This window comes from Solimonas variicoloris DSM 15731, assembly GCF_000382285.1.
In the GTDB taxonomy this organism is placed as follows: Bacteria; Pseudomonadota; Gammaproteobacteria; order Nevskiales; family Nevskiaceae; genus Solimonas; species Solimonas variicoloris.
Genome location: NZ_KB907925.1, coordinates 384721 through 409325 on the forward strand (window position 1 = coordinate 384721; position 24605 = coordinate 409325).

The 24605-nt window shown below is 71.2% G+C and carries 24 protein-coding genes and 1 pseudogene; 16 read left to right on the top strand and 9 right to left on the bottom strand.

Annotated elements, in window-relative coordinates; genetic code table 11:
- Nucleotides 1–303 precede the first annotated feature (303 nt).
- Entirely contained in the window at nt 304–1323 is a 1020-nt protein-coding gene (locus tag H149_RS0101865) for a potassium channel family protein (protein ID WP_020648028.1), read from the bottom strand.
- Nucleotides 1324–1565: 242 nt separating this feature from the next.
- Here H149_RS0101865 and H149_RS0101870 point away from each other — a divergent pair, with 242 nt between their 5' ends.
- From H149_RS0101870 to H149_RS0101885, 4 genes are all read left to right on the top strand, one after another.
- Complete coding sequence (locus H149_RS0101870; protein WP_020648029.1) at nt 1566–3905, top strand: serine/threonine-protein kinase; 2340 nt, start codon at nt 1566–1568, stop codon at nt 3903–3905.
- Entirely contained in the window at nt 3902–4600 is a 699-nt protein-coding gene (locus H149_RS0101875; protein ID WP_020648030.1) for a sensor histidine kinase, read from the top strand. Before H149_RS0101870 ends, H149_RS0101875 begins: the two co-directional genes overlap by 4 nt.
- Before the next feature lie 113 nt (nt 4601–4713).
- Nucleotides 4714–6357 (top strand): DUF1566 domain-containing protein, encoded by a 1644-nt coding sequence (locus H149_RS0101880; protein WP_020648031.1) that lies wholly within the window; start codon nt 4714–4716, stop codon nt 6355–6357.
- Nucleotides 6358–6431: 74 nt separating this feature from the next.
- Nucleotides 6432–6974, top strand: coding sequence for an Lcl C-terminal domain-containing protein (locus H149_RS0101885; protein WP_020648032.1), 543 nt, complete (start codon nt 6432–6434; stop codon nt 6972–6974).
- A 3-nt stretch (nt 6975–6977) separates the two neighbouring features.
- On the opposite strand, the gene H149_RS0101890 is transcribed toward H149_RS0101885, so the two are convergent.
- On the bottom strand, nt 6978–7619 hold the full coding sequence (locus H149_RS0101890; protein WP_020648033.1) for a response regulator: 642 nt from the start codon (nt 7617–7619) through the stop codon (nt 6978–6980).
- A 228-nt stretch (nt 7620–7847) separates the two neighbouring features.
- On the opposite strand from H149_RS0101890, the gene H149_RS19345 reads away from it, so the two are divergent.
- The 11 genes and pseudogenes from H149_RS19345 to H149_RS19365 all read left to right on the top strand — a co-directional run bounded on the left by H149_RS19345 (nt 7848) and on the right by H149_RS19365 (nt 17519).
- Entirely contained in the window at nt 7848–8279 is a 432-nt protein-coding gene (locus H149_RS19345) for an antitoxin Xre-like helix-turn-helix domain-containing protein (RefSeq protein WP_020648034.1), read from the top strand.
- A 6-nt stretch (nt 8280–8285) separates the two neighbouring features.
- Nucleotides 8286–8978 (top strand): RES family NAD+ phosphorylase, encoded by a 693-nt coding sequence (locus H149_RS0101900; RefSeq protein WP_020648035.1) that lies wholly within the window; start codon nt 8286–8288, stop codon nt 8976–8978.
- Between the two features lie 126 nt (nt 8979–9104).
- Complete coding sequence (locus tag H149_RS0101905) at nt 9105–9563, top strand: DUF2834 domain-containing protein (protein ID WP_020648036.1); 459 nt, start codon at nt 9105–9107, stop codon at nt 9561–9563.
- Nucleotides 9564–9652: 89 nt separating this feature from the next.
- A complete protein-coding gene (locus H149_RS19350; RefSeq protein ID WP_020648037.1) occupies nt 9653–10615 on the top strand; it encodes an alpha/beta hydrolase in 963 nt (320 codons plus the stop codon).
- Nucleotides 10616–10760: 145 nt separating this feature from the next.
- Nucleotides 10761–12663 (top strand): annotated as a pseudogene (locus H149_RS24305) (propionyl-CoA synthetase).
- A 13-nt stretch (nt 12664–12676) separates the two neighbouring features.
- Nucleotides 12677–13132, top strand: a complete 456-nt coding sequence (locus tag H149_RS0101920) for a MaoC/PaaZ C-terminal domain-containing protein (protein ID WP_020648040.1) — start codon at nt 12677–12679, stop codon at nt 13130–13132.
- 255 nt (nt 13133–13387) lie between these two features.
- Nucleotides 13388–14092 carry an SDR family NAD(P)-dependent oxidoreductase gene (locus H149_RS19360; RefSeq protein ID WP_039747625.1) on the top strand — a complete coding sequence of 235 codons (705 nt, stop codon included), beginning with the start codon at nt 13388–13390 and terminating at the stop codon, nt 14090–14092.
- A complete protein-coding gene (locus H149_RS0101930; protein WP_020648042.1) occupies nt 14082–14507 on the top strand; it encodes a 6-carboxytetrahydropterin synthase in 426 nt (141 codons plus the stop codon). The genes H149_RS19360 and H149_RS0101930 overlap by 11 nt, the downstream gene beginning before the upstream one ends.
- Before the next feature lie 110 nt (nt 14508–14617).
- Nucleotides 14618–15847, top strand: a complete 1230-nt coding sequence (locus tag H149_RS0101935; protein WP_020648043.1) for an NAD(P)/FAD-dependent oxidoreductase — start codon at nt 14618–14620, stop codon at nt 15845–15847.
- Nucleotides 15848–15860: 13 nt separating this feature from the next.
- A complete protein-coding gene (locus H149_RS0101940; RefSeq protein ID WP_020648044.1) occupies nt 15861–16178 on the top strand; it encodes a 2Fe-2S iron-sulfur cluster-binding protein in 318 nt (105 codons plus the stop codon).
- 24 nt (nt 16179–16202) lie between these two features.
- Nucleotides 16203–17519 carry a serine hydrolase domain-containing protein gene (locus tag H149_RS19365; RefSeq protein ID WP_154654591.1) on the top strand — a complete coding sequence of 439 codons (1317 nt, stop codon included), beginning with the start codon at nt 16203–16205 and terminating at the stop codon, nt 17517–17519.
- 18 nt (nt 17520–17537) lie between these two features.
- Here the strand turns inward: H149_RS19365 and ygiD are convergent, their stop codons facing one another.
- The 7 genes from ygiD to H149_RS0101980 form a co-directional block, all read right to left on the bottom strand.
- On the bottom strand, nt 17538–18320 hold the full coding sequence (gene ygiD, locus H149_RS0101950; RefSeq protein ID WP_020648046.1) for a 4,5-DOPA-extradiol-dioxygenase: 783 nt from the start codon (nt 18318–18320) through the stop codon (nt 17538–17540).
- Nucleotides 18321–18490: 170 nt separating this feature from the next.
- Nucleotides 18491–18904, bottom strand: a complete 414-nt coding sequence (locus tag H149_RS0101955; protein WP_020648047.1) for a hypothetical protein — start codon at nt 18902–18904, stop codon at nt 18491–18493.
- An 85-nt stretch (nt 18905–18989) separates the two neighbouring features.
- Nucleotides 18990–19409 (bottom strand): GFA family protein, encoded by a 420-nt coding sequence (locus H149_RS0101960; RefSeq protein ID WP_020648048.1) that lies wholly within the window; start codon nt 19407–19409, stop codon nt 18990–18992.
- A 41-nt stretch (nt 19410–19450) separates the two neighbouring features.
- On the bottom strand, nt 19451–19843 hold the full coding sequence (locus H149_RS0101965; protein ID WP_020648049.1) for a nuclear transport factor 2 family protein: 393 nt from the start codon (nt 19841–19843) through the stop codon (nt 19451–19453).
- Nucleotides 19844–19913: 70 nt separating this feature from the next.
- A complete protein-coding gene (locus H149_RS0101970) occupies nt 19914–20465 on the bottom strand; it encodes a dihydrofolate reductase family protein (RefSeq protein ID WP_026352760.1) in 552 nt (183 codons plus the stop codon).
- Nucleotides 20466–20512: 47 nt separating this feature from the next.
- Nucleotides 20513–20917, bottom strand: a complete 405-nt coding sequence (locus H149_RS19370) for a DMP19 family protein (protein WP_020648051.1) — start codon at nt 20915–20917, stop codon at nt 20513–20515.
- Between the two features lie 101 nt (nt 20918–21018).
- On the bottom strand, nt 21019–22458 hold the full coding sequence (locus tag H149_RS0101980; RefSeq protein WP_026352761.1) for a WS/DGAT/MGAT family O-acyltransferase: 1440 nt from the start codon (nt 22456–22458) through the stop codon (nt 21019–21021).
- A 177-nt stretch (nt 22459–22635) separates the two neighbouring features.
- Here H149_RS0101980 and H149_RS21900 point away from each other — a divergent pair, with 177 nt between their 5' ends.
- Nucleotides 22636–24564, top strand: coding sequence for a DUF1302 domain-containing protein (locus H149_RS21900; protein WP_020648053.1), 1929 nt, complete (start codon nt 22636–22638; stop codon nt 24562–24564).
- Nucleotides 24565–24605: the final 41 nt, after the last annotated feature.

A 24605-nucleotide genomic window follows, 5' to 3' on the forward strand; every position in this document is an offset into this window, starting at 1 on the left:
AGCACGTGCGTAAAAGTTCATCAACCGGCGTCCCTGTCAGCCGGTCGCGCGGGGGAGGCTAGGAGCGAAAAAGTTAACCGGGCGTGAACAAACCGTGAGACTGCCGCTCGTGCCACGCCGCTGCGCCGCTGCGCCGCTGCGCCGCTGCGCCGCTGCGCCGCTCGTCGGCCGGCGGCGCGTCGGCGGCGCGGGCGCTGCGCTGCTTCACAGGCCTGCGGCGGATCCGGCTTTGCAGTGCATGGGTCGCGTCGGGTAGACCGCAGCCGTCCGTCGTTGGCGGATGTGGATCGGCGCTGCGCCGTTTCAGGCCTGCGGCTTGATCTCGAGCAGCTGGTCGCCGGCCTGCACGATGGTGCGTTCGCCTTCCCAGAAGCCGATGCGCTGGCCGTCGCGGATCAGGTGGACGATCAGGCCGGGGCCGATCTCGCGCATCGGCCGGCCGATGTCGGTGTCCGTGGCGGGACGTTCGATCAGGCAGACGCGGCCGTCGGAGCGCATCAGGTCGTCGATGTAGTCGCTGATGTGCGAGGAGCGCATCGAATCGGCCATCAGATAGCCGCTGACGAGCGAGGGCGCGATGATCGCGTCGGCGCCCGCCTGGCGGATCAGCTTGATGTTCTCTTCCTCGGCCACCGAGCAGATCACGCGCACGCTGCGGCTGAGCTGGCGCACCGTGAGCACGGCCAGCACCGCGGCATCGTCGCGCGGCAGGCAGATGAGCACGGCCTGGGCGTGTCCGATGCCGGCGTCCTGCAGATCCTGTTCGTGCGTGGCGTTGCCGAGCAGGCCGATGTAGCCGCGCTTGGCGGCCTGCGCGAGACGGCCGGAGTCGATGTCGAGGACTAGCACCGAACTCGGCGGCGTGCCGCGCGCCACCGCTTCCTGCGCGGCGGCTTCGCCGCTGTGGCCGTAGCCGCAGATGATCAGATGTCCGCGCAGGGTTTCTTGCAATCGGCTCATGCGTCGGCTCTCCAGCCAGCGTTGCAGCACCAGCTCGTAAGCGGTGCCGAGGAAGATCAGCCAGATCACCAGGCGGATCGGCGTGACCAGCAGCGTATCGACCAGGCGCGCGCGCCGCGTCACCGGCACGATGTCGCCGTAGCCGACGGTCGAGACCGTCACCGCCGTGAAGTAGGCGACGTCGCCGAAGCTGATCTCGCCGTCGATCTGATCGCGCAGGCCGTCACGGTCGAACCAGAAGATCGCCAGCACCAGCATGACCAGCACCGCCAGCAGTGTGATGCGCGCCAGCAGCATCTGGCCGGGCGAGCGGCTGGCGCGGACGAACAGGCGCGTGGACGGTCGCGGCGACGGAATTTTCATCGGCAGCCCGCCGGGCGGCCGGTGCCTGCGACAGGGATTCGGGCGGCGAACATGGGCGCGATGTTGCCCGCGCATCGCCGGCTTGGCCAGCGGCGCAGGTCCGCGACGCCGGTGGTGAGCGGCGCCCCTGCACAAGCGCGGGCGAATCCGGGACACTAGGATCGCCGCGGCGGCACCGGGGGGTGTCGCGCGGTTTCCACTTTCAGGGCGCGTACATGAGCACAGCCTTTCCGTCAGGGCGGATGGGTCCCTATCAGCTCGTCGAGCTGATCGGCGAGGGGGCGATGGGCCGGGTCTACCGGGCCCGGCAGGAGTCCCCGCAGCGCGCAGTGGCGCTGAAGCTGCCGCAGAGCGGCGCGGCGCGCGATGCGTTCCAGCGCTTCCGCCGCGAGATCGCGCTGCTGGCGACGCTGGAGCATCCGCATATCGCGCGTCTCTACGACGCCGGCGTCGCCGTCACCGAGCAGGGCGAGGTGCCGTATCTGGCGATGGAGCTGGTCGACGGCCAGCCGCTGACGACCGCCACCGCCGGCTGGCCGCGGCGGCGCAAGCTGGAGCTGCTCGCCAAGCTGGCGCGCGCCGTGCACTACGCGCACACGCGCGGCGTCGTGCACCGCGACCTCAAGCCGGCCAACGTGCTGGTGACGGCCGACGGCGAGCCGAAGATTCTCGACTTCGGCGTCGCCCGCGCGCGCGACGACGGCGAGGCGACGCAGCTGACCGGCATCGGCGAAATCCTCGGCACCCTGCCGTACATGGCCTGGGAGCAGCTGAGCGGCCAGGCCGGCCGCGCCGACCCGCGCGTCGACGTCTACGCGCTCGGCGTCATCGCCTACGAGCTGCTCGGCGGACAGCGCCCGTACCCGGAGCTGCCGACGCACTCGGTGGCCGCCGCGCTCGAAGTGCTGCGCACCGGCAAGCCGGCGCCGCTGCAGTCAATCGCCCCGGACTGCCGCGGCGATCTCAACACCATCGTCATGAAGGCGCTCGCCCAGGACCCGGCGGCGCGCTATGACTCGGCGCTGGCGCTGGCCAGCGACATCGAACGCTTCCTCGCCGACCTGCCGATCGAAGCGCGGCCGCCGACCACGCGCTACCTGCTGCGCATGTTCGTGCGCCGCCATCGCGCGCTGACGGCTGGCGCCGCGCTGGCCGCGGTCGCGCTGGTGGCGGCGGCGCTGGTGTCGACGGCCTTCGCGCTGCGCGAGCAGGCGGCGCGCCGGGTCGCCGAGGAACAGACGGCCGCGTTCGAAGCGACCAACCGCTTTCTCGAGGATCTGCTGTCGGCCGCCGATCCGGAGAAGGCGCAGGGCCAGCCGATGACGGTGCGGCAGATCATCGACCGCGCGCGCGTCGGACTCGAACAGCAGCACACGCTGCCGCCGTCGGCCGACGTGCTGGCCAGCGTCGCGCTGGCGCTGACCTACAGCCAGCTCGGCGACAACACGGCGGCGATGGCGCTGCTCGACGGCGCCGCGCAACGCACGGCCGGGCAGCCGCTCAACGCGATGGCTGCCGCCAAGCTGCGGCTGGTGCGCGCGCAGGTGCAGACGCAGCTGCCCGACTGGGCCGGCGCCTTCGAGACCCTGCAGCCGCTGCTGACGCCCGAGCCGCCGGCTGAGCCGGGCATGGCGCGCATCTGGATCGACGCGCGTGCGGTGGCCGCCAACACACAGTATGCGCAGGGCCATCTCGACAAGGCGGGCGTATACATGGCCGGCCTCGGCGACCTGTCGGCGCGCCTGCTCGGCCCCGACGATGTCAGCACCTTCAGCGCGCGCGCCAATGAAATCACGCTGCTGTACCAGAATGGCAAGCTCGCCGAGGCGCGCGCCGCGCTCGACGAGATCCTGCCGCGCATGGACCGCAGCATCGGCGCGCTGCACGCGTACACGCTGATCATGCGCCAGCAGCAGGCCATCGTGCTGCGCGATCTCGGCGAGCTGGACGCGGCGATAGTGACGATCACACAGGTCGCCGCCGACCGGGCCCGCGTGTTCGGGCCGACGCACGACTTCACGCTGGCGGCGCGGCGCCTGATGCTGCAGATGCTGCGCCTGAAGGACCCGGCCTCGCCGGAGCTGTACCGGCTGACGCAGGAAACGGCCGAGCAGTTGCGCTCGCAGTACGGCATTGACAACCGCGCGACGCAGCAGGCGCTCGACGACTACGCGCGCGCCGCGCTCGCGCAGGGCAAGACGGAGCAGGCCGAAGCCCTCTATCGCGAGCTGCTGGCGACGCTGTCGCGGCTGAACTACGGCGACGACAACGAGACGCTGGCGCGCCGCCAGGGCTATGCCGAGCTGCTGCTGAAGACGCGGCGCGAGGCGCAGGCCGAACGCGAGTTCGCCAGCCTGCTGCCGCGCTCGATCGCCGCGCTCGGCGACGAGCACCCGCGCAGCTTCACGATCCGCGGCCTGCATGGCGAGGCGCTGCTGGCACTCGGCCGCCGCGCCGAGGCGCGCGCCGAGCTGGAGCGCGCGACACAGCTCTGTGAGGCCAAGTTCGGCGCCGACCATGCGCGCACGCGCGAGCTGCGCGCCAAGCTCGGGCAGGCGAGCGCCGTGCCGGCCGCGTCGTGAGCGGCGGGACGCTCGCGGCGCTGCTCGCTGCAGCGATGGCCGCGGCCGCCGCCGTCGCCTTCGCGTACGGCCGCATCGTGCGCCGCCGCCGCAGCCTCAGCGCACAGGAGCAGAGCGTGCAGGCGCAGGCGGCCGCGGTCGCCGCCGAGCGCGAACGCATCTATCGCGACCTGCACGACGATCTCGGTGCCAAGCTGCTGACGCTGGTGCACGGCGCTGCCGATCCGGCCCTCGCCGATCTGGCGCGCAGCGCGCTGCAGGATCTGCGCGACGTGGTCAGCCGCACGCGCGGCGAGCCCGGCACGCTGCAGATGGCGCTCGGCGAAATCCGCCGCGAGGCCGAGCAGCGCCTGGCCGCCGCCGGCGCGCGGCTGGCCTGGGAACCCGCCGACGATCTGCCCGATCCGGCGCTCGACGCGGCGCAGGCGCTGCATCTGTACCGCATCGTCCGCGAGGCGCTCAGCAACGCGCTCAAGCACGCGCAGGCGCGCACCGTGCGCATCCGCGTGCGCCGCCACGGCGGCGCGCTTTATCTCGACGTCACCGACGACGGCCCCGGCGTCGCCGAGCCGCCGGGGCAGGGCGTGCACGGCATGCGTCGCCGCGCCGAAGCGCTCGGCGGCGCGGTCGACTGGAGCAGCGGCACCGTCGGCGGCACCAAGGTGACGCTGCACTTCCCGCTGCCGGACGGCTGAGGCGGACCCTCCGCAGATAGGGACTGCTGCGCGGCAGCCCCCGTTTCGACAATCCCGACCGGTACTCCACGCGCCGGAACACGCCCGGCGCCGTCAGCCGAGGAAGGGAAGAAATGGATTCACGAGCGCACACATTCCGCGACCGCCGGGCAGCGATCCTGCCGCGCGCGGTCCGCGCCGGCACGCTGCTGCTGGCGATCGGTCTCGCCGCCTGCGGCGGGGGCAATAACGGCAACGGCGAGCCCGAGCCGCCGAATCCGACGCAGACCTATACGGTGAACGCGACGTCCGGCGCCGGCGGCCAGATCGCGCCGGCGACGCGTACGGTCGACGCCGGCGCGACGGCGAGCTTCACGCTGACGCCGGACGCCGGCTATCACCTCGACGCGGTCAGCGGCTGCGGCGGCAGCCTCGCCGGTACGACTTACACGACCGCGGCGGTCAACGCCGACTGCACGGTGACGGCCAGTTTCGCCGCCGATCCGGTCGCGATCACGTACACCGTCACCGGCACGTCCGGCGCCGGCGGCCAGATCGCGCCGGCGACGCAGACGGTCGCCGACCGCGCGCACGCGACGCTGACGGTGACGCCGGACAGCGGCTATCACATCGACGCCGTGAGCGGCTGCGGCGGTCTGCTCGACGGCAACACCTACACCACCGGCGAAATCACCGCCGACTGCACGGTGACGGCGAGCTTCGCCGCCGATGCGGTCGTGCGGCGCTACACGGTGACCGGCGCCGCCGGTGCCGGCGGCAGCATCGCACCGGCCAGCCAGACGGTGGACGAGGGCGCGCGCGCGACGCTGACGGTGACGCCGGACAACGGCTATCACATCGACGCCGTGAGCGGCTGCGACGGCACGCTCAGCGGCTCGACCTACAGCACCGGCGTGGTCGCCGCGAACTGCACGGTGACGGCGAGCTTCGCGCTCGATGCCCCCGCGCCGGCGGCGCGCAAGCTCAACGACACCGGCATCGTCTATTGCGCCCGCGAGGGCCGCAACCAGGGCGACAACCGCATCGATTGCAGCGATCCGACGGCGCTGACGCCGGCCGCGCAGGACGCGATGAACGGCCGCGATGCATTGGCCGCGGCGGGTACGCTGACCAAGATCGGCGCCAGCACGCCCAACGCCGGCACCCGGCCGAACGGCTTCGACTTCACCAAGATCGGCAAGAACGGCGAGGTGCTGCCGTCCGACGCCGCGTTCTGGTACTGCGTGCGCGACAACGTCACCGGCCTGATCTGGGAGAACAAGACTGACGACAACGACCCGAACCGGCCGTCGGACATCAGCAATCTCGATCCGGGCATCCACGACAAGGACTGGACCTACAGCTGGTACGACAGCGATCCGGATCACTCCGGCAACGGCGGCGCGGCCGGCACCGAGAACGGCGGCAACTGCAACAGCAACGGCCATTGCGACACCGAGAAGTTCGTCGCCGACACCAATGCGGCCGGCTGGTGCGGCGCCAGCGACTGGCGCCTGCCGGGCGTCGACGAGCTGCAGGACATCGTCGACCGCGGCCGCCAGTACGGCACGCGGCCGGAGACCGGCATGGCGATCGATCCGGGCTACTTCGCGCACACGCAGTACTACCAGCCGTTCACCTACTGGAGCGCGACGCCGGCGGTGGCCTCCGACAAGGCCTGGTCGGTCGAGTTCTATTACGGCGTGCGCAGCGCCAACGGCAAGACCGGCGCGCGGTCCGTGCGCCTGGTTCGCGAGCCTTCGGCGATGCCGCGCTGAGCGTCGTGCGGTCCGGCCGCCGGGCGGCGGCCGGACCAGCCACTTTCCAACCGTATTCCTTCAGGAGTGAGCCCATGCCCACCTCGAATCCGCTGTTCCGCGTCGCCGTTGCCCTGCTGATCGGCGCCGGCCTCGCCCAGACCGCTGCCGCCGCGCAGGTCTGCAATCCCGGCCTGTCGCCGGTGCGCCCGGACAACCAGTACCGCATCAGCGGCGACGGCAAGGAGGTCACCGACCTCGCCACCGGCCTGATCTGGCGGCGCTGCCTCGCCGGCATGAGCTGGGACGCCGACCAGAACACCTGCACCGGCACCGCGAGCACGATGACCTACGGCGGTGCGCTCGCCTACGCGGCCGCCGAGGGCGGCGGCTGGCGGCTGCCGAACATCAAGGAGCTGCTGACGCTGGTCGAGCTGGCCTGCGAGCGGCCGGCGATCAACCTCACGGCGTTTCCCGGCACGCCGATGTACCCGACGGCGTCCTACGCACTGAGTTCGTCGCAGCATGCCGACAGCAACGGCGACGCCTGGCGCGTCGACTTCAACGCCGGCGTCGACAGCGGCACGACCAAGACCGCGCGCAATCCGGTGCGGCTGGTGCGTGCGCCGGCGCCCTGAGGCTCAGAGCCGGCCGACGAGTCCGCGCCGGCTCGCTTCGAGCGTGGCCTCGGCGCGCGAGGTCACGGCGAGCTTGCGGTAGACGGTCTTGATGTAGGTCGCCGCCGTCGAGCGGGTGACGCCGAGCGACTGCGCGACGTCGGGCAGGTGGTAGCCCTTGGCGATCAGGATCAGGGTTTCGCGTTCGCGCGGGCTCAGCTCCTGCTCGTCGTTCGAGACCGGCGGCGCCTCGAACACGCGCAGCAGGCGCCGCGCGATGCTCGGCGACAGCGGCGGTTCGCCGCGCAGGATGCCGCGCAGCGCCTCGCTCATGCGCGCCGCCGGCTCGTCCTTGAGCAGGTAGCCGCGCGCGCCGGCGCGCAGCGCCGGAAACAGATGGGCGTCGTCGTCGTAGATCGTGGCGACGACGGTGCTGCAGGCCGGGCACTGCCGGCGCAGCGCTTCGAGCACGTCGACGCCGCTGCCGTCGGGCAGGTCGAGGTCGATCAGCGCGAGATCCGGTGCGTAGCCGCCGGCCAGCCGCTGCAGCGCGGCGCCGATGCGCGCGTCGCTGGCGACGGTGGCGTCGGCGTAGGCCGTGCGCGCGGCGGCCGCCAGCGCCTGCGCCGCGGCCGGGTGGTCTTCGACGATCCAGATGTTGTTCAAAGCCTAAGGTCCCCCGGCCGGGCGTCGCCGGCCGTGCGCGTTCTGCAGGCGCGCCCGGCTCCGCCGTCCGGCGTCCCTGTGCTCCGTGCGCGCCGGCGAGTATATCGGGGCGATGCCGGGAAGATGGGCATGGAGCGCGCCGGCGCCGGGCCCGGAGACGGCCGGCGGCGAAGCGACCGATGTCGTAATCGAATATAGTATTGCGACATTTGACGTCACGGGTTCGCAATGAGACTGGTCCCGATCGGCATCGACGCCGCGCCGGCCGCGCCGGAACGCAAGGACGGCGACTGGGCGGCGCGTCGCAACGCGGTCGGCCTGCGCCAGGTGCTGTCGATCGCGCAGGGCTGGCAGCTCGGCCAGGCCGAGCTGGCGCGCCTGCTCGGCACCACGCCGCGCACCGTGCAGCGCTGGCGCGCGCAGGCCGACGGCGGTCGCCTCGAGCTGTCGGCCGACGCGGTCGAACGGCTCAGCTACCTGCTCGGCATCCACAAGGCGCTGATGATCCTGCTGCCGACGCCGGACAATCAGCGCCACTGGCTGCGCCACGCCAATACCGACGCGCTGTTCGGCGGCCAGGCGCCGCTGGCGCGCCTGCTGTCCGGCCAGGTCGCCGACCTGTACGTGGTGCGCCGCTACCTCGACGGCGCGCGCGGCTGAAGGCCGATGAGCGACGACTACGGGCCGCTGCGCAGCCGCAGCGTCGACGGCGCGGTGCATCGCATCGTGCCGAGCCGCTATCCGGCGGTCTCGCTGTTCGACGTCGCGCGCAACGACGAGGAGCTACAGATGCTGGCCGAGCTCGAAGGGCTGACCAACGAGCGCCTGCGCCACGAGAGCGGCGCGATCCAGCGCCTCGGGCCCGGCGAGTCGGTCTACGGGCCGGGCTGCACGCCGATCATGGCGGCGTTCTGCCATCCGTCGCCGTCGCGCTTCACCGACGGCAGCTTCGGTCTCTACTACGCGGCCTGCCGCGTCGAGACCGCGATCGCCGAGACGCGCTACCACCGCGAGCGCTTCCTGCGCGATGCGGCAATGCCGCGCGAGGTGCTGGAGATGCGCTGCTACACGACGACGCTGGCGCAGCCGATGACGCTGCTGCCGGGCGACGCGCGGCGCGCCGCGATCCTGCACCCGGACGATTACGGCGCCGGCCAGCGCTTCGGCGCGGCGCTGCGCGCGCGCGGCGCCTGGGGCCTCTACTACAACAGCGTGCGCGACGCCCCGGACGGGCGCTGCGTCGCGGTACTGCGGCCGCGCGCGTTGCAGCCGGTGACGCAGACCCGCCATTACCGCTACTTCTGGGACGGCGCGCGCATCGCCGAGATCGAACCCTACGAGCGTCTGCGCGTGAGCTGAGCGCGCCGCGCCGGCCGGCGCCGGTTCTCGTCCGATCCGGGGAGGAGCGGCACGCCGCGGCCGGCCATAGTCGCCGCGGGGGCGGCTGCCGTTCGATGCCGCGCGGGCCGCAGCGGGGGAAGCGCCATGTCGTCGATCGAACTGTTCTACGCCGGCCTCGGCCTGCTGTCGGTGGCGCTGATCGTCTGGCTGAGCCGCGACCTGTACCGGCGCGGCGGTCCGGCCGGCGCCGCCTCGGCGCTCGAATGGGTCTGCTGGCTCACCGCCGCGCCGGCGCTGCTGATCGGCTGGTACTTCAACATCGCCTACATGCGCGAGTACGGCGCCGCGGCCGGCTGGTGGCACTGGACCACGCTGCTGTTCGTGAACCCGGCGTCGGCGTCCGGCGGCCAGGACCTGATCCTCGCCAACCTGATCCTGTTTCCGCTGTGGACGATCGTCGACGGCCGCCGCCTCGGCATGCGCGCGCCGTGGCTGTACTTTCCGATGAGCCTGCTGACCAGTTACGCGTTCGCGATCGCCCTGTTCATGGCGGTGCGCGAGCGCCAGCGCCGCGCCAATGCCGCCGTCGGCCGTGGACAGTGAGGGCCGCGCACAGGCAGGCTGCGGGCATGGGAAAGCCAGAACCTGAGACCGGGGCCGCGCGCCTCGACCCGCCGCACGCCGCTCTGCCGGTGAGCGAAACCGGCACGCCGCCGCTGAAGGACATTGTCATCAGCCGCCGCAGCCGCTTCTTCGTCTGGCTGATGCGCCGCCTGCTGCGGCCGTGGCTGGCGTGGATGCTGCGCGGCAACAAGGAACGCATCGCGCGCATGCAGCTGCTGGTCGCCGCGCAGGTCTGCCGCGACAGCAGCGGTCTGGCGGTCGATTACCAGGTGATCGGCGCGCCGGATCGCGGCGTGCCGGGCCATGTGGTCGGCGATCTGGCGCAGACGCAGCAGCCGGTGCTGCTGTGGCTGCACGGCGGCGCCTTCGTGCTGCCGGCCTCGCCGGACACGCACGTGCGTCTGGTCGCGCGCCTGTGCCGCATGCTCGACGCGGCCGGCTTCCTGCCCGACTACCGGCTGGCGCCGTACAACCGCTATCCGGCCGCGCTCGACGACTGCGAGCGCGCCTACCGCGCGCTGCTCGATCTCGGTTTTCCCGCCTCGCGCATCGTGCTGGCCGGTGAATCGGCCGGCGGCAATCTCGTGCTTGGCCTGCTGCAGCGCATCCGCCGCCACGGCTGGCCGATGCCGGCCTGCGCGATCCCGGTGTCGCCGGCCACCGAGCTGGGCCGCGTGCACGGTCCGCCGTCGCGGCCGCTGCGCGCGCGCCGCGACCCGATCCTGCCGATCGTCGCGCTGCAGAGCGTCGACGATCTCTACGCCGGCGGCTGCGACGCCAGCGATCCGGAGCTGTCGCCGCTGTACGCCGACTGCCGCGGCTTCCCGCCGCTGTACCTGCTGGCCAGCGACGCCGAGGTGCTGCTCGACGACACCGTGCTGTTCGCGCGCCGCGCGCGCGCCGCCGGCGTCGAGGTGCAGGTTGAGATCTGGCCGGTGCTGCCGCACGCCTTTCCGCTGTTCGGCATGCTGTTTCCGGAAGTGCGCCGGGCGCGCGAGGACATCGTCGCCTTCGCCCGCCGCCGCTTGTGAGCGGCCGGCGCGCGACCTGTCACGTTTCCGGTACAAACGCAGGAGTCCGGTGCGCCGGGCTCGGCGCTACACTGCGGGACGCGGCGCCATCCGGCCCGCGCGTGCATCGAGATGGCCGCAGAGACGGCCCGAGGAGATTGCCCCAATGGCTGCTTACGCCGACGTATACCGCCGCTCGCTGGCCGAGCCCGCCGCATTCTGGGCCGAACAGGCCGAGACCCTGCACTGGACGAAGAAGTGGGAGCGCGTGCTCGACGACGCGAACCCGCCGCTCTACCGCTGGTTCGTCGGCGGCGAGCTGAACACCTGCTACAACGCGCTCGACCGCTGGGTCGACGAAGGCCGCGGCGATCAGGCCGCGCTGATCTACGACAGCCCGGTCACGCAGACCGTCGCGCAGTTCACCTACCGCGAGCTGCGCGACCGCGTCGCCGCGTTCGCCGGCGCGCTGCGCGCGCAGGGCGTCGGCCGCGGCGATCGCGTCATCGTCTACATGCCGATGGTGCCGGAGGCGGCGATCGCGATGCTGGCCTGCGCGCGCATCGGCGCCGTGCACTCGGTGGTGTTCGGCGGCTTCGCCGCGCCGGAGCTGGCCAAGCGCATCGACGACGCGCAGCCGGTGCTGGTGGTGTCGGCGTCCTGCGGCATCGAGCCGGGGCGCCTGGTCGAATACAAGCCGCTGCTCGATCACGCGCTGGCGCTGGCGACGCACAAGGTTGCGCACACCATCGTCCTGCAGCGCCCGCAGTGCCGCGCCGCGCTGCAGGCCGGCCGCGATCTCGACTGGCACGAGGCGGTCGCCGCGGCGACGCCGGCCGAGTGCGTGCCGGTCGCCGCCACCGATCCGCTGTACGTGCTCTACACCTCGGGCACCACCGGCAAGCCCAAGGGCGTGGTGCGCGACAACGGCGGCCACGCGGTGGCGCTGCGCTACTCGATGAAGGTGGTCTACGACTGCGAGCCGGGCGACGTGTTCTGGGCCGCTTCGGACGTCGGCTGGGTGGTCGGCCACTCGTACATCGTCTACGGCCCGCTGCTCGCCGGCTGCACGACCATCCTCTACGAAGGCAAGCCGGTCGGCACGCCGGACGCCGGACGCCGGCGCGTTCTGGCGCGTCATCAGCCAGCATCGGGTCAAGAATTTCTTCACCGCGCCGACCGCGTTTCGCGCGATCAAGAAGGAAGATCCGCATGGCGCGCTGCTGAAGCAGTACGACCTGTCGGGCTTCAAGACGCTGTATCTGGCCGGCGAGCGCTGCGATCCGGACACGATCGAATGGGCGCGCGCCCAGCTCCAGGTGCCGGTGATCGACAACTGGTGGCAGACCGAGCTCGGCTGGCCGGCGATCGCCAATCCGGTCGGCATCGAGACGATGCCGGTGAAGCCCGGCTCGGCGGCGCTGCCGGTGCCCGGCTTCGACGTACGCATCCTCGACATCGACGGCAAGCCCGCCGCCACCGGCGAGATCGGCAACCTCGTCATCAAGCTGCCGCTGCCGCCGGGCACGCTGCCGACCCTCTGGCACAACGAGCAGGGCTACATCGACAACTATCTGTCGCACTATCCCGGCTATTACCTCGCCGGCGACGCCGGCTACGTCGACGAGGACGGCTACTTCTGGGTGATGTCGCGCATCGATGACATCATCAACGTCGCCGGCCACCGTCTGTCGACCGGGGCCATGGAGGAAGTGCTGGCCTCGCATCCGGACGTCGCCGAATGCGCGGTGATCGGCGCCGCCGACGCGCTCAAGGGACAGGTGCCGGTCGGCCTGGTGGTGCTCAAGGCCGGCGTCGAGAAGTCGGCGGAACAGCTGTCGGCCGAACTCGTCGCCCGCGTGCGCGAGCAGATCGGCGCGGTCGCCGCCTTCAAGCAGGTCGCGATCGTCGCGCGCTTGCCGAAGACGCGTTCCGGCAAGGTGCTGCGCGCGACGATGCGCGCGATCGCCGACGAGAAGCCGTACACCGCGCCGGCGACGATCGACGATCCGCGCACGCTCGAGGAAATCAACGCGGTGCTGACCCGCATGCGCAACGCCGCGCGCTGAGCGCGGCGGCGCCATGGGCGGGCGCGTCGAGGACTTCGTCGCCGGCCAGCGCTGGATCACGCGCGGCCGCACGATCGGCGAGGGTGACATCGTCCAGTTCGCCGGCCTGGCCGGCGACTGGACGCCGATTCACGTCGACGAGCACTTCGCGCGCGGCACCGTGCACGGCACGCGCATCGCGCACGGGCCGCTGACGATGGCGGTCGCGATCGGCCTGTTCACGCAGCTCGGCGTGTTCGGCGACGGCGTCATCGGCCTGCTGCACCTGGACTGGAACTTCCGCGCGCCGGTGAAGATCGGCGACACCGTGCACGCCGAGGTCGCGCTGCTCGACGCGCGTCTGGCATCGAAACCCGGCACCGGCGTGGTGCGCTTCGCGTTCGACGTGCGCCGCGACGACGGCGTCGTCGTCCAGCAGGGCGCGCTGACGGTGCTGATGCGCGCGCGCGGCGCGCCGCCGCAGGCCTGAAGCGGACGCGACTCGGGGGGCGCGGCGGACGTGAACGGAACCGGGGCGGTCGACACGGACCTCGCACGCGGCCAGGCCTTCGCCATGGCGCTCAGCGCCCGGCAGCAGATCGGCGGCGGCGATGGAGGCGTCGCGCCGCGTGCATGCCGTCGTCCGGTGTTCGAGCCCCATGGTGCGCGAGCGCCGCAGTGCCGCGCACGGTTCTCACGAATCCGGCGGCAGCGGGCGCGCGGTGAGCCGGGTTAAAGTGTGACGATGACTTCCGCGACACGATCCATCTTCATCACCGGCGGCGGCTCCGGGCTCGGCGCCGCGGTCGCGCGCCGCCTGGCGGCGGGCGGCGCGCGCCTCGGTCTGGCCGGCCGCCGTGCCGAACCGCTCGCGGCGCTGGCCGCCGAGCTGCGCGCGCAGGGCGCCGTGGCGCAGGCCTACCCGCTCGACGTCAGCGACGCCGCCGCGCTCGAAGCCGCGATTGACGACTTCGCGCCGGACGCGCTGGTCTGCAGCGCCGCGATCCTCGGCCGCGGCGACATCTGGACCGCGCTGACGCCGCAGCGCTTCGCCGAGGTGATGGCGATCAACGTCGGCGGCACCTTCAACGCGTGCCGCGCGGCGATGCGCCTGTGGCGGGCGCGTGGCAGCGGCGGCGACATCGTCAACGTTTCCTCGCTCGGCGGCCTGCGCGGCATGCAGCGCTTCGCCGGCTTCGGCGCCTACGCGACCTCCAAGCACGCCGTCGTCGGCCTCACCGAGGCGCTCGCGCTCGAAGGCAAGCCCTACGGCATTCGCGTCAACGCCGTCGCGCCGGGCACGATGGACACGGCGATGGTCGGCGAGCTCGGCATCCAGGCGTCGACGCAGCCGGACGACATCGCTCCGACCGTCACCTTCCTGCTCGACCGCGCGCAGTCCGGGCCGATCAGCGGCACCATCGTCGAGGTGCATTGCAATGACGACTGAGAAGCGCCCCATCGTCTATCTGACGCGGCGGGCCAGCTTCGCCGCCGCGCACCGCCTGTGGTCGGACGGCCTCAGCGCCGACGAGAACCGCGCGCTGTTCGGCCCCTGCGCGCGCGACCACGGCCACGGCCACAACTACGTGATCGAGCTGACGCTGCGCGGCGGCATCGACCCGAAGACCGGCGTCGTCGTCAATCTGACCGAGATGCGCGACGCGATCCAGGAACGCATCCTCGATCACGTCGACCACCGCAATCTCAACATCGACTCGCCGCTATGCCGCGGCATCAATCCGACCGCGGAAAACCTGGCGGTGGTGTTCTGGAACGCGCTGCAGCCGCGGTTCGGCGAGCTGATGTACGAGCTGACGCTGTACGAGACCGAAAAGAACTGGGTGCGCTACCGCGGCGAGTGACCGGTGCGGCGCCGAATTACTGCAAACGGTCGAAGCTCGGCGCCGCGCGCTTGCCGGACACTGGACGCCGAACCCTTTCATGCGCCGCGCGGCGGCACGGTCCTGAATCCATGAGCGACGCTGCTTCGACCTACGTCATCGTCGGTGCCGGCCAGGCCGGCGGCGAACTCGCCGCCGAGCTGCGCAAGCTCGGTTACGCCGGCCGCATCGTGCTGCTCGGCGAGGAGCCGCATATCCCGTACCGGCGGCCGCCGCTGTCCAAGGCCTATCTCGCCGGCGAGATCGCCGAGGCCGGGCTGTACGTGATCCAGGAGGCGCAGCTCGCCAAGATCGGCGTCGAGTTCGTCGGCAATGCGCGCGTCGCCGCCATCGACCGCGCGGCGAAGACAGTGCGGCTCGCCGACGGCCGCGCGTTCGCCTACGACAAGCTGGCGCTGACCACCGGCGGCCGCGCGCGCATGCTGACGCTGCCCGGCGCCGAGCGCCCGAACGTGCTGGCGCTGCGCACGATCGCCGACGTGCAGAAGCTCAAGCCGTACTGCCAGCCGGGCCGGCGCATCGTCATCATCGGCGGCGGCTTCATCGGTCTGGAGACCGCGGCGGTCGCCCGCAAGCTCGGCCTGCAGGTCACCGTGCTCGAAGGCCTGCCGCGCGTGCTCGCGCGCGTCACCGTGCCGGAGGTTTCGGCGTTCTTCGAGCGCGTGCACCGCGAGGCCGGCGTCGACCTGCGCACCGGCGTGCAGATCGAGGGCTTCGAAGGCGAGCCCGACGTGACGCAGGTGCTGCTCGCCGGCGGCGAGAAGATTCCCGCCGATGTGGTCGTGGTCGGCATCGGCCTGACGCCGAACACCGAACTCGCCGAAGCCGCCGGCCTCGCCGTCGACAACGGCATCGTCGTTGACGAACATGCGCAGACCTCGGACCCGGACATCGTCGCCGCCGGCGACTGCACCAACCACCCGAGCGAATTCCTCGGCCGCCGCGTGCGCCTGGAATCGGTGCAGAACGCGATGGAACAGGCGCGCAGCGCCGCGCGCACGATGGCCGGCAAGCCGGATCCGTATCGCGCGGTGCCGTGGTTCTGGTCCGATCAGTACGACCTCAAGCTGCAGATGGTCGGCCTGTCGTCCGGCTTCGACCGCTTCGTCGTGCGCGGCGATCTCGGCGGGCGTGCGTTCGCCGCGTTCTACCTGAAGGACGGCCGGCTGATCGCCGCCGACGCCGTCAGCCGGCCACAGGATTTCATGTTCGCCAAGAAGCTGGTGGCGATGGCGGCGAGTGTCGATCCGGCACAGCTCGCCGACGAGTCGGTGCCGCTGAAGAATCTCGTGCCCGCCTGAGGCTCTGCCGCGCATGCCCAAAATCGTTTTCGTGCAGCCCGACGGCCGTCGCCAGGTCGTCGATGCGCCGGTCGGCCAGTCGCTGATGGAAGCGGCGACCCAGCATCTGGTGCCCGGCATCGTCGGCGAGTGCGGCGGCTCCTGCTCCTGCGCGACCTGCCACGTCTACATCGACGAGCCGTGGTTTTCGCAGCTCGCGCCGGCCGACGAAATGGAAGCCGGCATGCTCGAAGGCGCGGTGGCGCCGGGGCCGCACAGCCGACTCGGCTGCCAGGTGCCGGTGACCGACGCGCTCGACGGCCTCGTCGCGCACGTGCCGCCCGGCCAATGACGGTTTCTGCCTGAAGCGCCGCGCTTGAGCGCCCTTCTATCCCGCGTGCCGCTGCTGGCGCAGACCGCGTCCGCGCTCGGCCGCCGCGTGTGGACGCGCGTGCACGTGCCGGACGATCTCACCGCGGTGTCGCGCGTCGACCGCGAGGCCGAGGTCGACGCGCGCGAGGTCGGCATGCGCGCCGCCGCGCCCGAGCGCATCTGGGCGGCGGTCGAGCATCTGTTCCGCGGCGGCGTGCATCCGGCGATCACCATGGTGCTGCGCCGCCGCGGCCGCATCGTGCTCAAGCGCTCGATCGGCTGCGTGCACGGCAATCTGCCGGGCGACGAGGGCGCGCCGGTCGTGATCCGGCCGGACTCGCCGGTCAGCCTGTTCTCGGCGTCGAAGGCGATTTCGGCGCTGCTCGTGCACAAGCTGGTCGACGACGGTCGCCTTTCGCTCGACGACCGCGTCGTCGACTTCATTCCCGAGTTCGCGCCGCACGGCAAGCATCGCGTCACGATCCGCGGCCTGCTCGCGCATCGCGCCGGCATTCCGGCGGTGCCGCACGTCGAGCCGACGCCGGAACTGCTGCATCGCTGGGACGAGATCATCGACCTGCTGTGCCGGGCGAGGCCCTTCGATCCGGATTTCGGCAAGCAGGCCTATCACGCCCTCAGCGCCGGCTTCATCGTCGGCGAAGTCGTGCGCCGCGCGAGCGGCCGCGAGCTGCCGGAACTGCTGCGCGAATGGCTCGCCGAGCCGCTGGGGCTGCAGTATCTGAGCTTCGGTCTGGCGCCGGAGCTGCGCCATCTGGCGCCGGTCAACGCGCGCACCGGGCCGCTGCCGTTCTGGCCGGCGACCGCGTACATCCGGCGCGCGGTCGGCGTGCCGTTCTCGGCGGCGGTCGCGGCGTCGAACCACGAGGCGTTCCTGTCGGCGGTGGTGCCGGCCGGCAACATCTACGCCAATGCCGACGACGTCTCGCGCGTGCTGCAGATGCTGCTCAACGGCGGCGAGCTCGACGGCGTGCGCGTGCTCCGGCCGGAGACCGTCGCCGATGCGCTGCGCCCGGTCGGCCCGCTGCAGGTCGACCGCACGCTGATGTTTCCGTTGCGCTTCTCGGCCGGCTTCATGCTCGGCCAGAACCCGATCGGCCTGTTCGGACCGCGCAGCGGCATGGCCTTCGGCCATCTCGGTTTCATCAGCGTGCTGTGCTGGGCCGATCCGGAACGCGACATCTCGGTCGCCATTCTCAACACCGGCAAGGCGATGGCGCCGGCGATCGTCATGCGCATGATCGGCGTGCTGCGCGCGATCGCCGACGAGTGCCCGCGCGACGCCGTCGGGCGCGGACGATAGCGCGGCGCCGCCGCGCGCTCAGGCGCCGAGCACGAACGAGCTCATGCTCAGCGAGCTCAGCACCGCCGTGTTGAACAGGCGCAGCGTCTCGTCGGGCTGCTGCAGCGCCAGCGGGTACAGCAGCGGGTAGTAATGCTCGGCGGTCGGCACCGCGAGCCGCGTGTTGTCGCCGAAGTTCTGCGCGTAGTCGATCAGCGCCGCATGGTCGCCGGCTTCCAGGCTGCGGCGCCAGCGCGCGTCGCATGCCAGCGCCCAGTCGTAGGGCTGCGGGCGGTGGAAATCGAACACGTAGAGGTTGTGCACGGCGTTGCCGCTGCCGAGCACGAGGATGCCTTCATCGCGCAGCGGCGCCAGCGCGCGGCCGAGCCCGTAGTGGAAGGCGGCTGGCTGGCGCATGTCGAGGCTCAGCTGCACGACCGGCACGTCGGCGCGCGGGTAGAGCGCGAGCAGCACGCTCCAGGCGCCATGGTCGAGGCCGCGGCCGGGATCGAGATGCACGGCGTGCTGCGCCTGCAGCAGATCGGCGACACGCTGCGCGAGCGAGGGGCTGCCGGGCGCCGGATAGCGCACGTCGAACAGCGCCTTCGGAAAGCCGTAGAAGTCGTGGATCGTTTCCGGCGTCGCGGTGGCGCTGAGGTAGATGCCGCGCGTTTCCCAGTGCGCCGAGATGCAGAGGATCGCGCGCGGCTTCGGCAGCTCGCGGCCCAGCGCCTGCCACTGGCGGCGGAACGCGTTGTCCTCGATCGCGTTCATCGGCGAGCCGTGACCGACGAACAGCGCCGGCATGCGCGCCGCGCTCACGAGACCGGCTCCGCCGCGGCCTGCGCCGGCCGCTGCCGCCTGTCCGTCAGAGTCCGGTCGTCCATGTCCGCCTCACCGTGCCGTGACGAAGCGATCCTAGCGCGCGGCCGAAGGCCGCGCTTGTGCGCTGTGCCGCAGTGCGCGCAGCGGCGACGGCCGCGCGCGACGCCTCAGTGCTTGGGACCGTTGCCGTGCCCGTGGCCGGACTTGTGCTCCGGGTCATGCCCGTTGCCTTGGCTGGCACCGCGGCCATGCTGCTTCTGGTAGGACGGCACGTAGACCTTCTCGTACCAGTCGTCGTCGACGAAGTAGACGCGCTGGCCGCAGGCGCCGTATTCGGAGCAGTGCTGGCTCCAGTGCTTGGCGTGACCGGGCGGCACGTGCAGATAGAGCGGTGCGCCGGCGGGCGCGCCGCGCACGATCACCGGTTCCGGATAGATCAGCCGCGGCTGCGGCACGCCGCCGATGTCGATGCGGCCGTAGAAGCCGGGCTCGCCGACCGTCACGGACACGCCGACCTCGGCGCTCGCCGCGGCGCTGGCGGCGAGCGAGATCGCGGCGAGGATGAAGGGCAGGGCTTTCATGGTCGTGGCTCCGGGACGGGGGATCAGTGATTCTAGGCGCGTTCGCGGTCTTTGGCCGATCCGGCGTGCCGGGGCCGTCGCCGCTTCACCATGAATCCGGATATTCGGCATGCGTCGGCAGGCCGCCGCTGCCGCAGGCCCACGGCGCGCGCGAGGCCCAGAAGATGTGATCGGTCGGCGCCATCGGCGGCGGCGCGTCGAGCGAGCCGGCCGGAATCACTACCAGCGTGCTGTTGCGCCGCACGCGCGGCAGCGGCGCGCCGCAGTGCCGGCAGAACCATTTGCCGAAAGCCTTCGCGCCCGGCAGCTCGTAGCGGCCGATCGCGTCCTCGCCGGACAGCCAGCGCAGCTGCGTGGCGTCGGCCGTCAGATTGGTCGCATGCCCGGTGCCGCTGCTCTTGCGGCAGCGCGAGCAATGGCAGTGGATCATCTTCTGGAACGGCGGATCGATTTCGAAGCGCACCGTGCCGCACAGACAGGCGCCCTGGATACTGCCTTCCGCCATGCTTCGTCTCCCTTGCGTTGCGATCGCGGTCCGCCGCAGCCTCAGCGCAGCGGCTCGACCAGATGGGCGCGATGAGCCGGCGCCGGGTAGGGCTCCGGCCAGAACTCGACGAGGCGCACGATCCGGCCCCGCTCGACCGTGAAGAACGACAGCGCGCGCGCCTGCTGCGCGCCGTCGGTCACCGACACGTCGGTGACGACCTCGTCGCTCGCGGCGACGAGGCGATGGAGCTCGAAGCGCCAGGGGCCGTGCGCCGGGTATTCGCGATTCATGCGCGCGAAGTTCGCGGCGCCGCGGATGCGCTCGCCGGACTGCGGCCATTCGAGGACGAAGCGTTCGTCGAGCACGGCCGCGACCGCATCGAAATCGTTCGACGCCATCAGGCGCCAGAAGCTGCGGACCACGGATTCGGCGCTGGCGTGTGCGGACGGCATCGGCGCATTGTCGAGTGCGTGCGGACGGCGGACAAGTGCGGACGCCGCGCCGCCGCGCGCCGGCCCGGGCTCAGGCCGCCGGCAGGACGCGGTAGCGGCTCTGCACGAGGCCGTTGGCGGCCGCCGAGGTCTGCAGGTGTTCGAGCCGGCTGCCGCCGCCGTCGGCGGCGAACAGCGGGATGCCGTCGCCGAGCAGCACCGGCACGCGGGTGAGGGTCAGCTCGCGGATCAGGCCGGCGGCGAGAAAGCGCCGGATCGTCTGGCCGCCGTCGATGTAGAGATGCCGATGGCCGGCTGCCGCGAGCCGGGCCGCGATCGCGGCCGGCGCGCCGCCATCGGCCACCACCTTGCCGTGCAGCCGCGGCGGCAGCGCCAGTTCGCGTGCGCTCAGGACCACGACGGTCCGCCCTTCGTACGGCCACTCGGGAAAGTCGCGCGCCGTCTCGAAAGTCTTGCGGCCCATGACGATGGCGTCGACCGTGGCGATGAAGCGCTCGTAGGGCAGGCCGAGGCCGCGCTGGTCGAGGAATTCGGGTTTCGTCAGCCAGTCGAGCGCGCCGTCGCGGCGGGAGATGAAGCCGTCGACGCTGGTGGCGATGAACACGGAGCAATGCGGGTGCATGAACGATGGTGCCGGATGGTGAGGGGGTGGCGCAGGACGGCTGCGCGTCAGACCGGCGCGGCCGGCGTGCCGAAGCTCGCGGGATGTGCCTGCACGAAGCGGTACAGCAGCTCGGCGAGGTCGTCGGGGTACGTGTAGAACTGGCCGTCGAGTTCGTCGAGCGCCGCCGCGCGGCCGCTGTCGGCGGGTGCGGCGGCGACGGACGTTGCGCGTGCGACGATCTCGGCGCAGCGCAGCGCGCCGATGCTGCGCAGCGCTTCCGGCGCGAACGCGACCAGTGCCGCATCCTCACGGGCGACGAACTGCGCGAAGCCGTTGTTGTTGACCTGGCTTTCCAGCGCCCAGATCGCGCTGAAGACGCGCTGCGGCAGCGGCTGGGCGGAGAAGTCGACGCGACCGTAGGCGGTATGCGGGCTCTCGAAAAGCTCGATCAGATAAAGGTTCTTGTCCATGCGTGCGCCTCGTGGCGGGGGCGTTGGCGCGGATGGTGGCGCGCCGCGCGGCGCAGCGCTGGCCATTTGCTTGACGTCGGTGCGGACGACGGGCGCGACGTTCAGTGCGCGCCGCGGCGCCGCGTACGGCGCGCCGGCGCATGCTCCGCGGCGCCCGCGGCGTGCGGCACGAGGCCGGCGGCCCGCTCCAGCTCTTCGAGCGCTTCGGCGCTGTACACGGCAAGCCGCTGCAGCGAGGGCAGCGCGTCGCGGCAGCCGGTGAAGCCGAGCGACAGGCGGTCGTGGTAGCCGACCAGGGTGACGTTGAGCGCGTAGCCGTCGAACAGCACCGAGATCGGATACATCGCCTCCAGCTCCGCGCCTTCGAGATAGAGCAGTTCTTTGGACGCGACCACGTTGGAGACCACGAAGTTGAAGATCGGCGGCAGATGCGAAAGCACGCGCGCCATCTGGCCGAGGATCAGCGGCGAGAGGCCGAGCATCGTGAACTGCGCGAGCGCTTCCGGCGACATGCCGCGCAGCTGGTCCTTGGTGCGCTGCGTGACGGCGCGGACCACGTGCAGACAGTCGAGCGGATCGTCGGCCTGCGTTTCGAGCGGCACGACGAAACCGGCGACGGCGTTGCCCGGCTTGCCGTCGGCACGCGGCAGGCCGACCGGCACCGAGGCCACCAGCGGCTCGTGCGGCAGCGCGTCGAGTTCGAGCAGGTAGCGGCGCACGGCGCCGGCGATCAGCGCCAGCGCGACGTCATTGACGGTGCTCTGCGTCGCCGCGCTGACCGCCTTGATCCGCGACAGCTCGAACAGCTGCGTGGCGAGCCGGCGCTGCGGCGTGATCGGCACGTTGAGCAGCGTCCGCGGCGTCGACAGCGCCGAGAGGATGCCGCCTTCCGGGTTGTCGCGGCGCCGCGCCATGCGGCGCAGTGTCGATAGCAGCTCGCCACTGGCGCGCAGCTGCGTGCGCAGGGCCTCGACGCCCTGCTCGACGGCGTGGCCATGCGGCGCGTCGCGGGCCTCGCGCGGCTGCGCCGGCAACGCCCATAGCGCCGGCATGTCGCGCTGCAGCGCATCGGCGCTCAGCCAGCGGCGCACGAGCTTGAGCGCGCCCATGCCGTCGAGCGCGCTGTGATGGACCTTGAGGAAGAACGCGAAGCGGTCGTTCTCCAGGCCCTCGATCAAGGTGATCTCCCACGGCGGGCGGCGCAGGTCGAGCGGATGCGAGTGCAGGCGCGAAACCAGTACGCCGAGCTCGCGCTCGCCGCCAGGATACGGCAGCGCCGAATGGCGCACGTGGTAATCGATATCGATGTCCGGGGCCGGCTCCCAGGCCGGCGCCAGCGCCGACCACGGCGTGCGCGCGAGGCGCAGGTTGAACGGCTCGGTGCTCGGCATTTGTGCGCGCAGCCTGGCGAACAGCTGGCGCAGGAAATCGGGCGGCGCGTCCGGCGGCAGGCGGAAGGTCATCAGGCCACCGACGTGCATCGGCGTGCGCGGCGATTCCATGCGCAGGAACGCGGCGTCGACCGGACTCAGGTATCTCATCGTTCTCCCCACCGAGCGTGCGGCCGTCTGCGCGGCCTGGTCGCATCATGGGCCAAGCGCCGGCCGCTCGGCTAGTCATTTCGGGTGAGGCTCGCCCGCCTTGCTGCCCCTACGTTAGCGCGGCGGAATTCCTATAAAGAACGGGAGGAGGATCGGCGCAAGCCGGTCGGCGAGTCGATGAACAAGACCAAGGCATGGAAGCGTTGCGGTTGGGTGGCGGCATACGGTGCGGCGCTGGCGGCGTCGCAGGTGCAGGCGGGATCGTTCGACATCGGCACGGACACCACGCTGGATTACAAGGTCACCGCTAACTACGGTCTGGCGGTGCGTACGGAAAAGCAGGACAAGCGGCTCATCAACGGCCCGGTCGAGGAGTTCCAGTCGTACCTGTTCCCGGTCATTCCGGACGGCCAGCCGAACCAGATCTTCCGCTTCGAGGGCCAGGGCCTGCCGCAGTCGATCAACTCCGACGACGGCAACCGCAACTTCAACCGTGGCGACCTGATCCACAACCGCCTCAGCGTCTACGGCGAGATGCAGCTGCATCACGGCGACTTCGGCGCGGTGCTCAGCGGCTCGGCGTTCTATGACGACGTCTACCATCGCGACAACGCCAACGATTCGCCGCTGACGGTCAACAAGGGCAATCCGCCGGAAGGCATTCCGGACCCGGACTACGACCGCTTCACCGAATCGACCAAGTACTACGACGGCGAGCGCGCGCGTCTGCTCGAAGCCTACGTCTACGGCTCCTTCTATCTCGGCGACGAATCCAGCATCAACGTCCGCCTCGGCCAGCAGCTCGTCGCCTGGGGCGAGAGCCTGTTCATGTCGGGCATCGCCAGCGCGCAGAGCCAGGCCGACGCGACCAAGGCCTTCGTGCCCGGCACCGAGATCAAGGACATCCTGCTGCCGGTGCCGCAGCTCGCGTTCAACGCTTCGATCAACAACGAGCTGACGGCGCTCGGCTACTACAAGTTCGATTTCCGGCCGAACGAGATCTTCCCGGTCGGCGACTACTTCTCGCCGGCCGACGTCGTCGGCCCGGGCGCGCGCTTCGTCTACGGTTCGGCGAACCCGCTGTACGGCGGCCCGGGCAGCTGCACCGGTCTGCTGCAGAACCTGCACGTCGGCACCGTGCCGACGCCGGTCACGCCGGCGATCGAGAATCTGGTCTGCAACGTGATCCTGGCCCCGGTCGGCCAGCTGGTGAACGCGCCGCGCTACATCTACGCCTACCGCGAGAAGGACATCGAGCCGAGCCAGTTCGGCCAGTGGGGCCTCGGCCTGAAGTACCAGCTGACTTCGGTCACCAACGTCGGCCTCTACCATCTGCGCTACCACGATCCGAATCCGTCGGTGCGCCTCAACGTCGGCTACGCGCCCTTCGGCTTCCTGCCGAACGGCACGCCGATCACCACGCAGCTCATCAACCAGACGGTGCCGGTGTCGTACAACGTCGAGTACTACGACGGCATCCACATGACGGCGATGAGCTTCTCGACGGTGCTCGGCGGCTTCAACGTCGCCGGCGAGCTGAACTACCGCGACGGCGCGCCGACGGCGGTCGAGACGATGATCTCCGGCCATCTCAGCCCGGTCTACTCGCGCTCGAAGAGCGGCCAGCTGCTGATCTCGGCGCTGTACGCGACCAACCCGCGCCTGTTCTTCGACGATCTCGCCTTCGTCGCCGAAGCCGGCTATCTGCACATGATCGACGTCGACCGCGTCGACGCCTCGTCCGGCGTCGTGCCGATCGCCGACGGCAAGAGCCTGGTCTACGACCGCGACGCCTACGGCATCAGCACGCTGCTCATTCCGACCAAGCACAACATCGTCGCGGGCTGGGACTTCAGCATGCCGATCACCTTCGCGTACCTGAAGAACAACCCGGCACTGGCCGGCGCGATGGGTGCGCTCTACGGCGACGGCGACATGCGCACGAGCCTCGGTTTTTCGATGACGTATCTGTCGAACACGCAGATCGGCCTCGGCTACAACTGGTTCTTCGGCGATGCCGGCAAGACGATCGGCAACACCACGCTGGCGGCGAACCCGTACGTTGATCGCGACTATGCGACGCTCAACGTCAAGTACAACTTCTGACCGGGGCTGGTCTCCGGTTCTGGCCTGCGCGGTCGGCCTCC

Excerpts from the sequence above, each read along its gene's own strand:
- H149_RS0101865 (WP_020648028.1), bottom strand. The coding sequence starts at position 1,323 with ATGAAAATTCCGTCGCCGCGACCGTCCACGCGCCTGTTCGTCCGCGCC.
- H149_RS0101870 (WP_020648029.1), top strand. The coding sequence starts at position 1,566 with ATGGGTCCCTATCAGCTCGTCGAGCTGATCGGCGAGGGGGCGATGGGC.
- H149_RS0101880 (WP_020648031.1), top strand. The coding sequence starts at position 4,714 with ATGGATTCACGAGCGCACACATTCCGCGACCGCCGGGCAGCGATCCTG.
- H149_RS0101885 (WP_020648032.1), top strand. The coding sequence starts at position 6,432 with ATGCCCACCTCGAATCCGCTGTTCCGCGTCGCCGTTGCCCTGCTGATC.
- H149_RS19345 (WP_020648034.1), top strand. The coding sequence starts at position 7,848 with ATGAGACTGGTCCCGATCGGCATCGACGCCGCGCCGGCCGCGCCGGAA.
- H149_RS0101900 (WP_020648035.1), top strand. The coding sequence starts at position 8,286 with ATGAGCGACGACTACGGGCCGCTGCGCAGCCGCAGCGTCGACGGCGCG.
- H149_RS0101905 (WP_020648036.1), top strand. The coding sequence starts at position 9,105 with ATGTCGTCGATCGAACTGTTCTACGCCGGCCTCGGCCTGCTGTCGGTG.
- H149_RS0101920 (WP_020648040.1), top strand. The coding sequence starts at position 12,677 with ATGGGCGGGCGCGTCGAGGACTTCGTCGCCGGCCAGCGCTGGATCACG.
- H149_RS19360 (WP_039747625.1), top strand. The coding sequence starts at position 13,388 with ATGACTTCCGCGACACGATCCATCTTCATCACCGGCGGCGGCTCCGGG.
- H149_RS0101930 (WP_020648042.1), top strand. The coding sequence starts at position 14,082 with ATGACGACTGAGAAGCGCCCCATCGTCTATCTGACGCGGCGGGCCAGC.
- H149_RS0101935 (WP_020648043.1), top strand. The coding sequence starts at position 14,618 with ATGAGCGACGCTGCTTCGACCTACGTCATCGTCGGTGCCGGCCAGGCC.
- H149_RS0101940 (WP_020648044.1), top strand. The coding sequence starts at position 15,861 with ATGCCCAAAATCGTTTTCGTGCAGCCCGACGGCCGTCGCCAGGTCGTC.
- H149_RS0101955 (WP_020648047.1), bottom strand. The coding sequence starts at position 18,904 with ATGAAAGCCCTGCCCTTCATCCTCGCCGCGATCTCGCTCGCCGCCAGC.
- H149_RS0101960 (WP_020648048.1), bottom strand. The coding sequence starts at position 19,409 with ATGGCGGAAGGCAGTATCCAGGGCGCCTGTCTGTGCGGCACGGTGCGC.
- H149_RS0101965 (WP_020648049.1), bottom strand. The coding sequence starts at position 19,843 with ATGCCGTCCGCACACGCCAGCGCCGAATCCGTGGTCCGCAGCTTCTGG.
- H149_RS0101970 (WP_026352760.1), bottom strand. The coding sequence starts at position 20,465 with ATGCACCCGCATTGCTCCGTGTTCATCGCCACCAGCGTCGACGGCTTC.
- H149_RS19370 (WP_020648051.1), bottom strand. The coding sequence starts at position 20,917 with ATGGACAAGAACCTTTATCTGATCGAGCTTTTCGAGAGCCCGCATACC.
- H149_RS0101980 (WP_026352761.1), bottom strand. The coding sequence starts at position 22,458 with ATGAGATACCTGAGTCCGGTCGACGCCGCGTTCCTGCGCATGGAATCG.
- H149_RS21900 (WP_020648053.1), top strand. The coding sequence starts at position 22,636 with ATGAACAAGACCAAGGCATGGAAGCGTTGCGGTTGGGTGGCGGCATAC.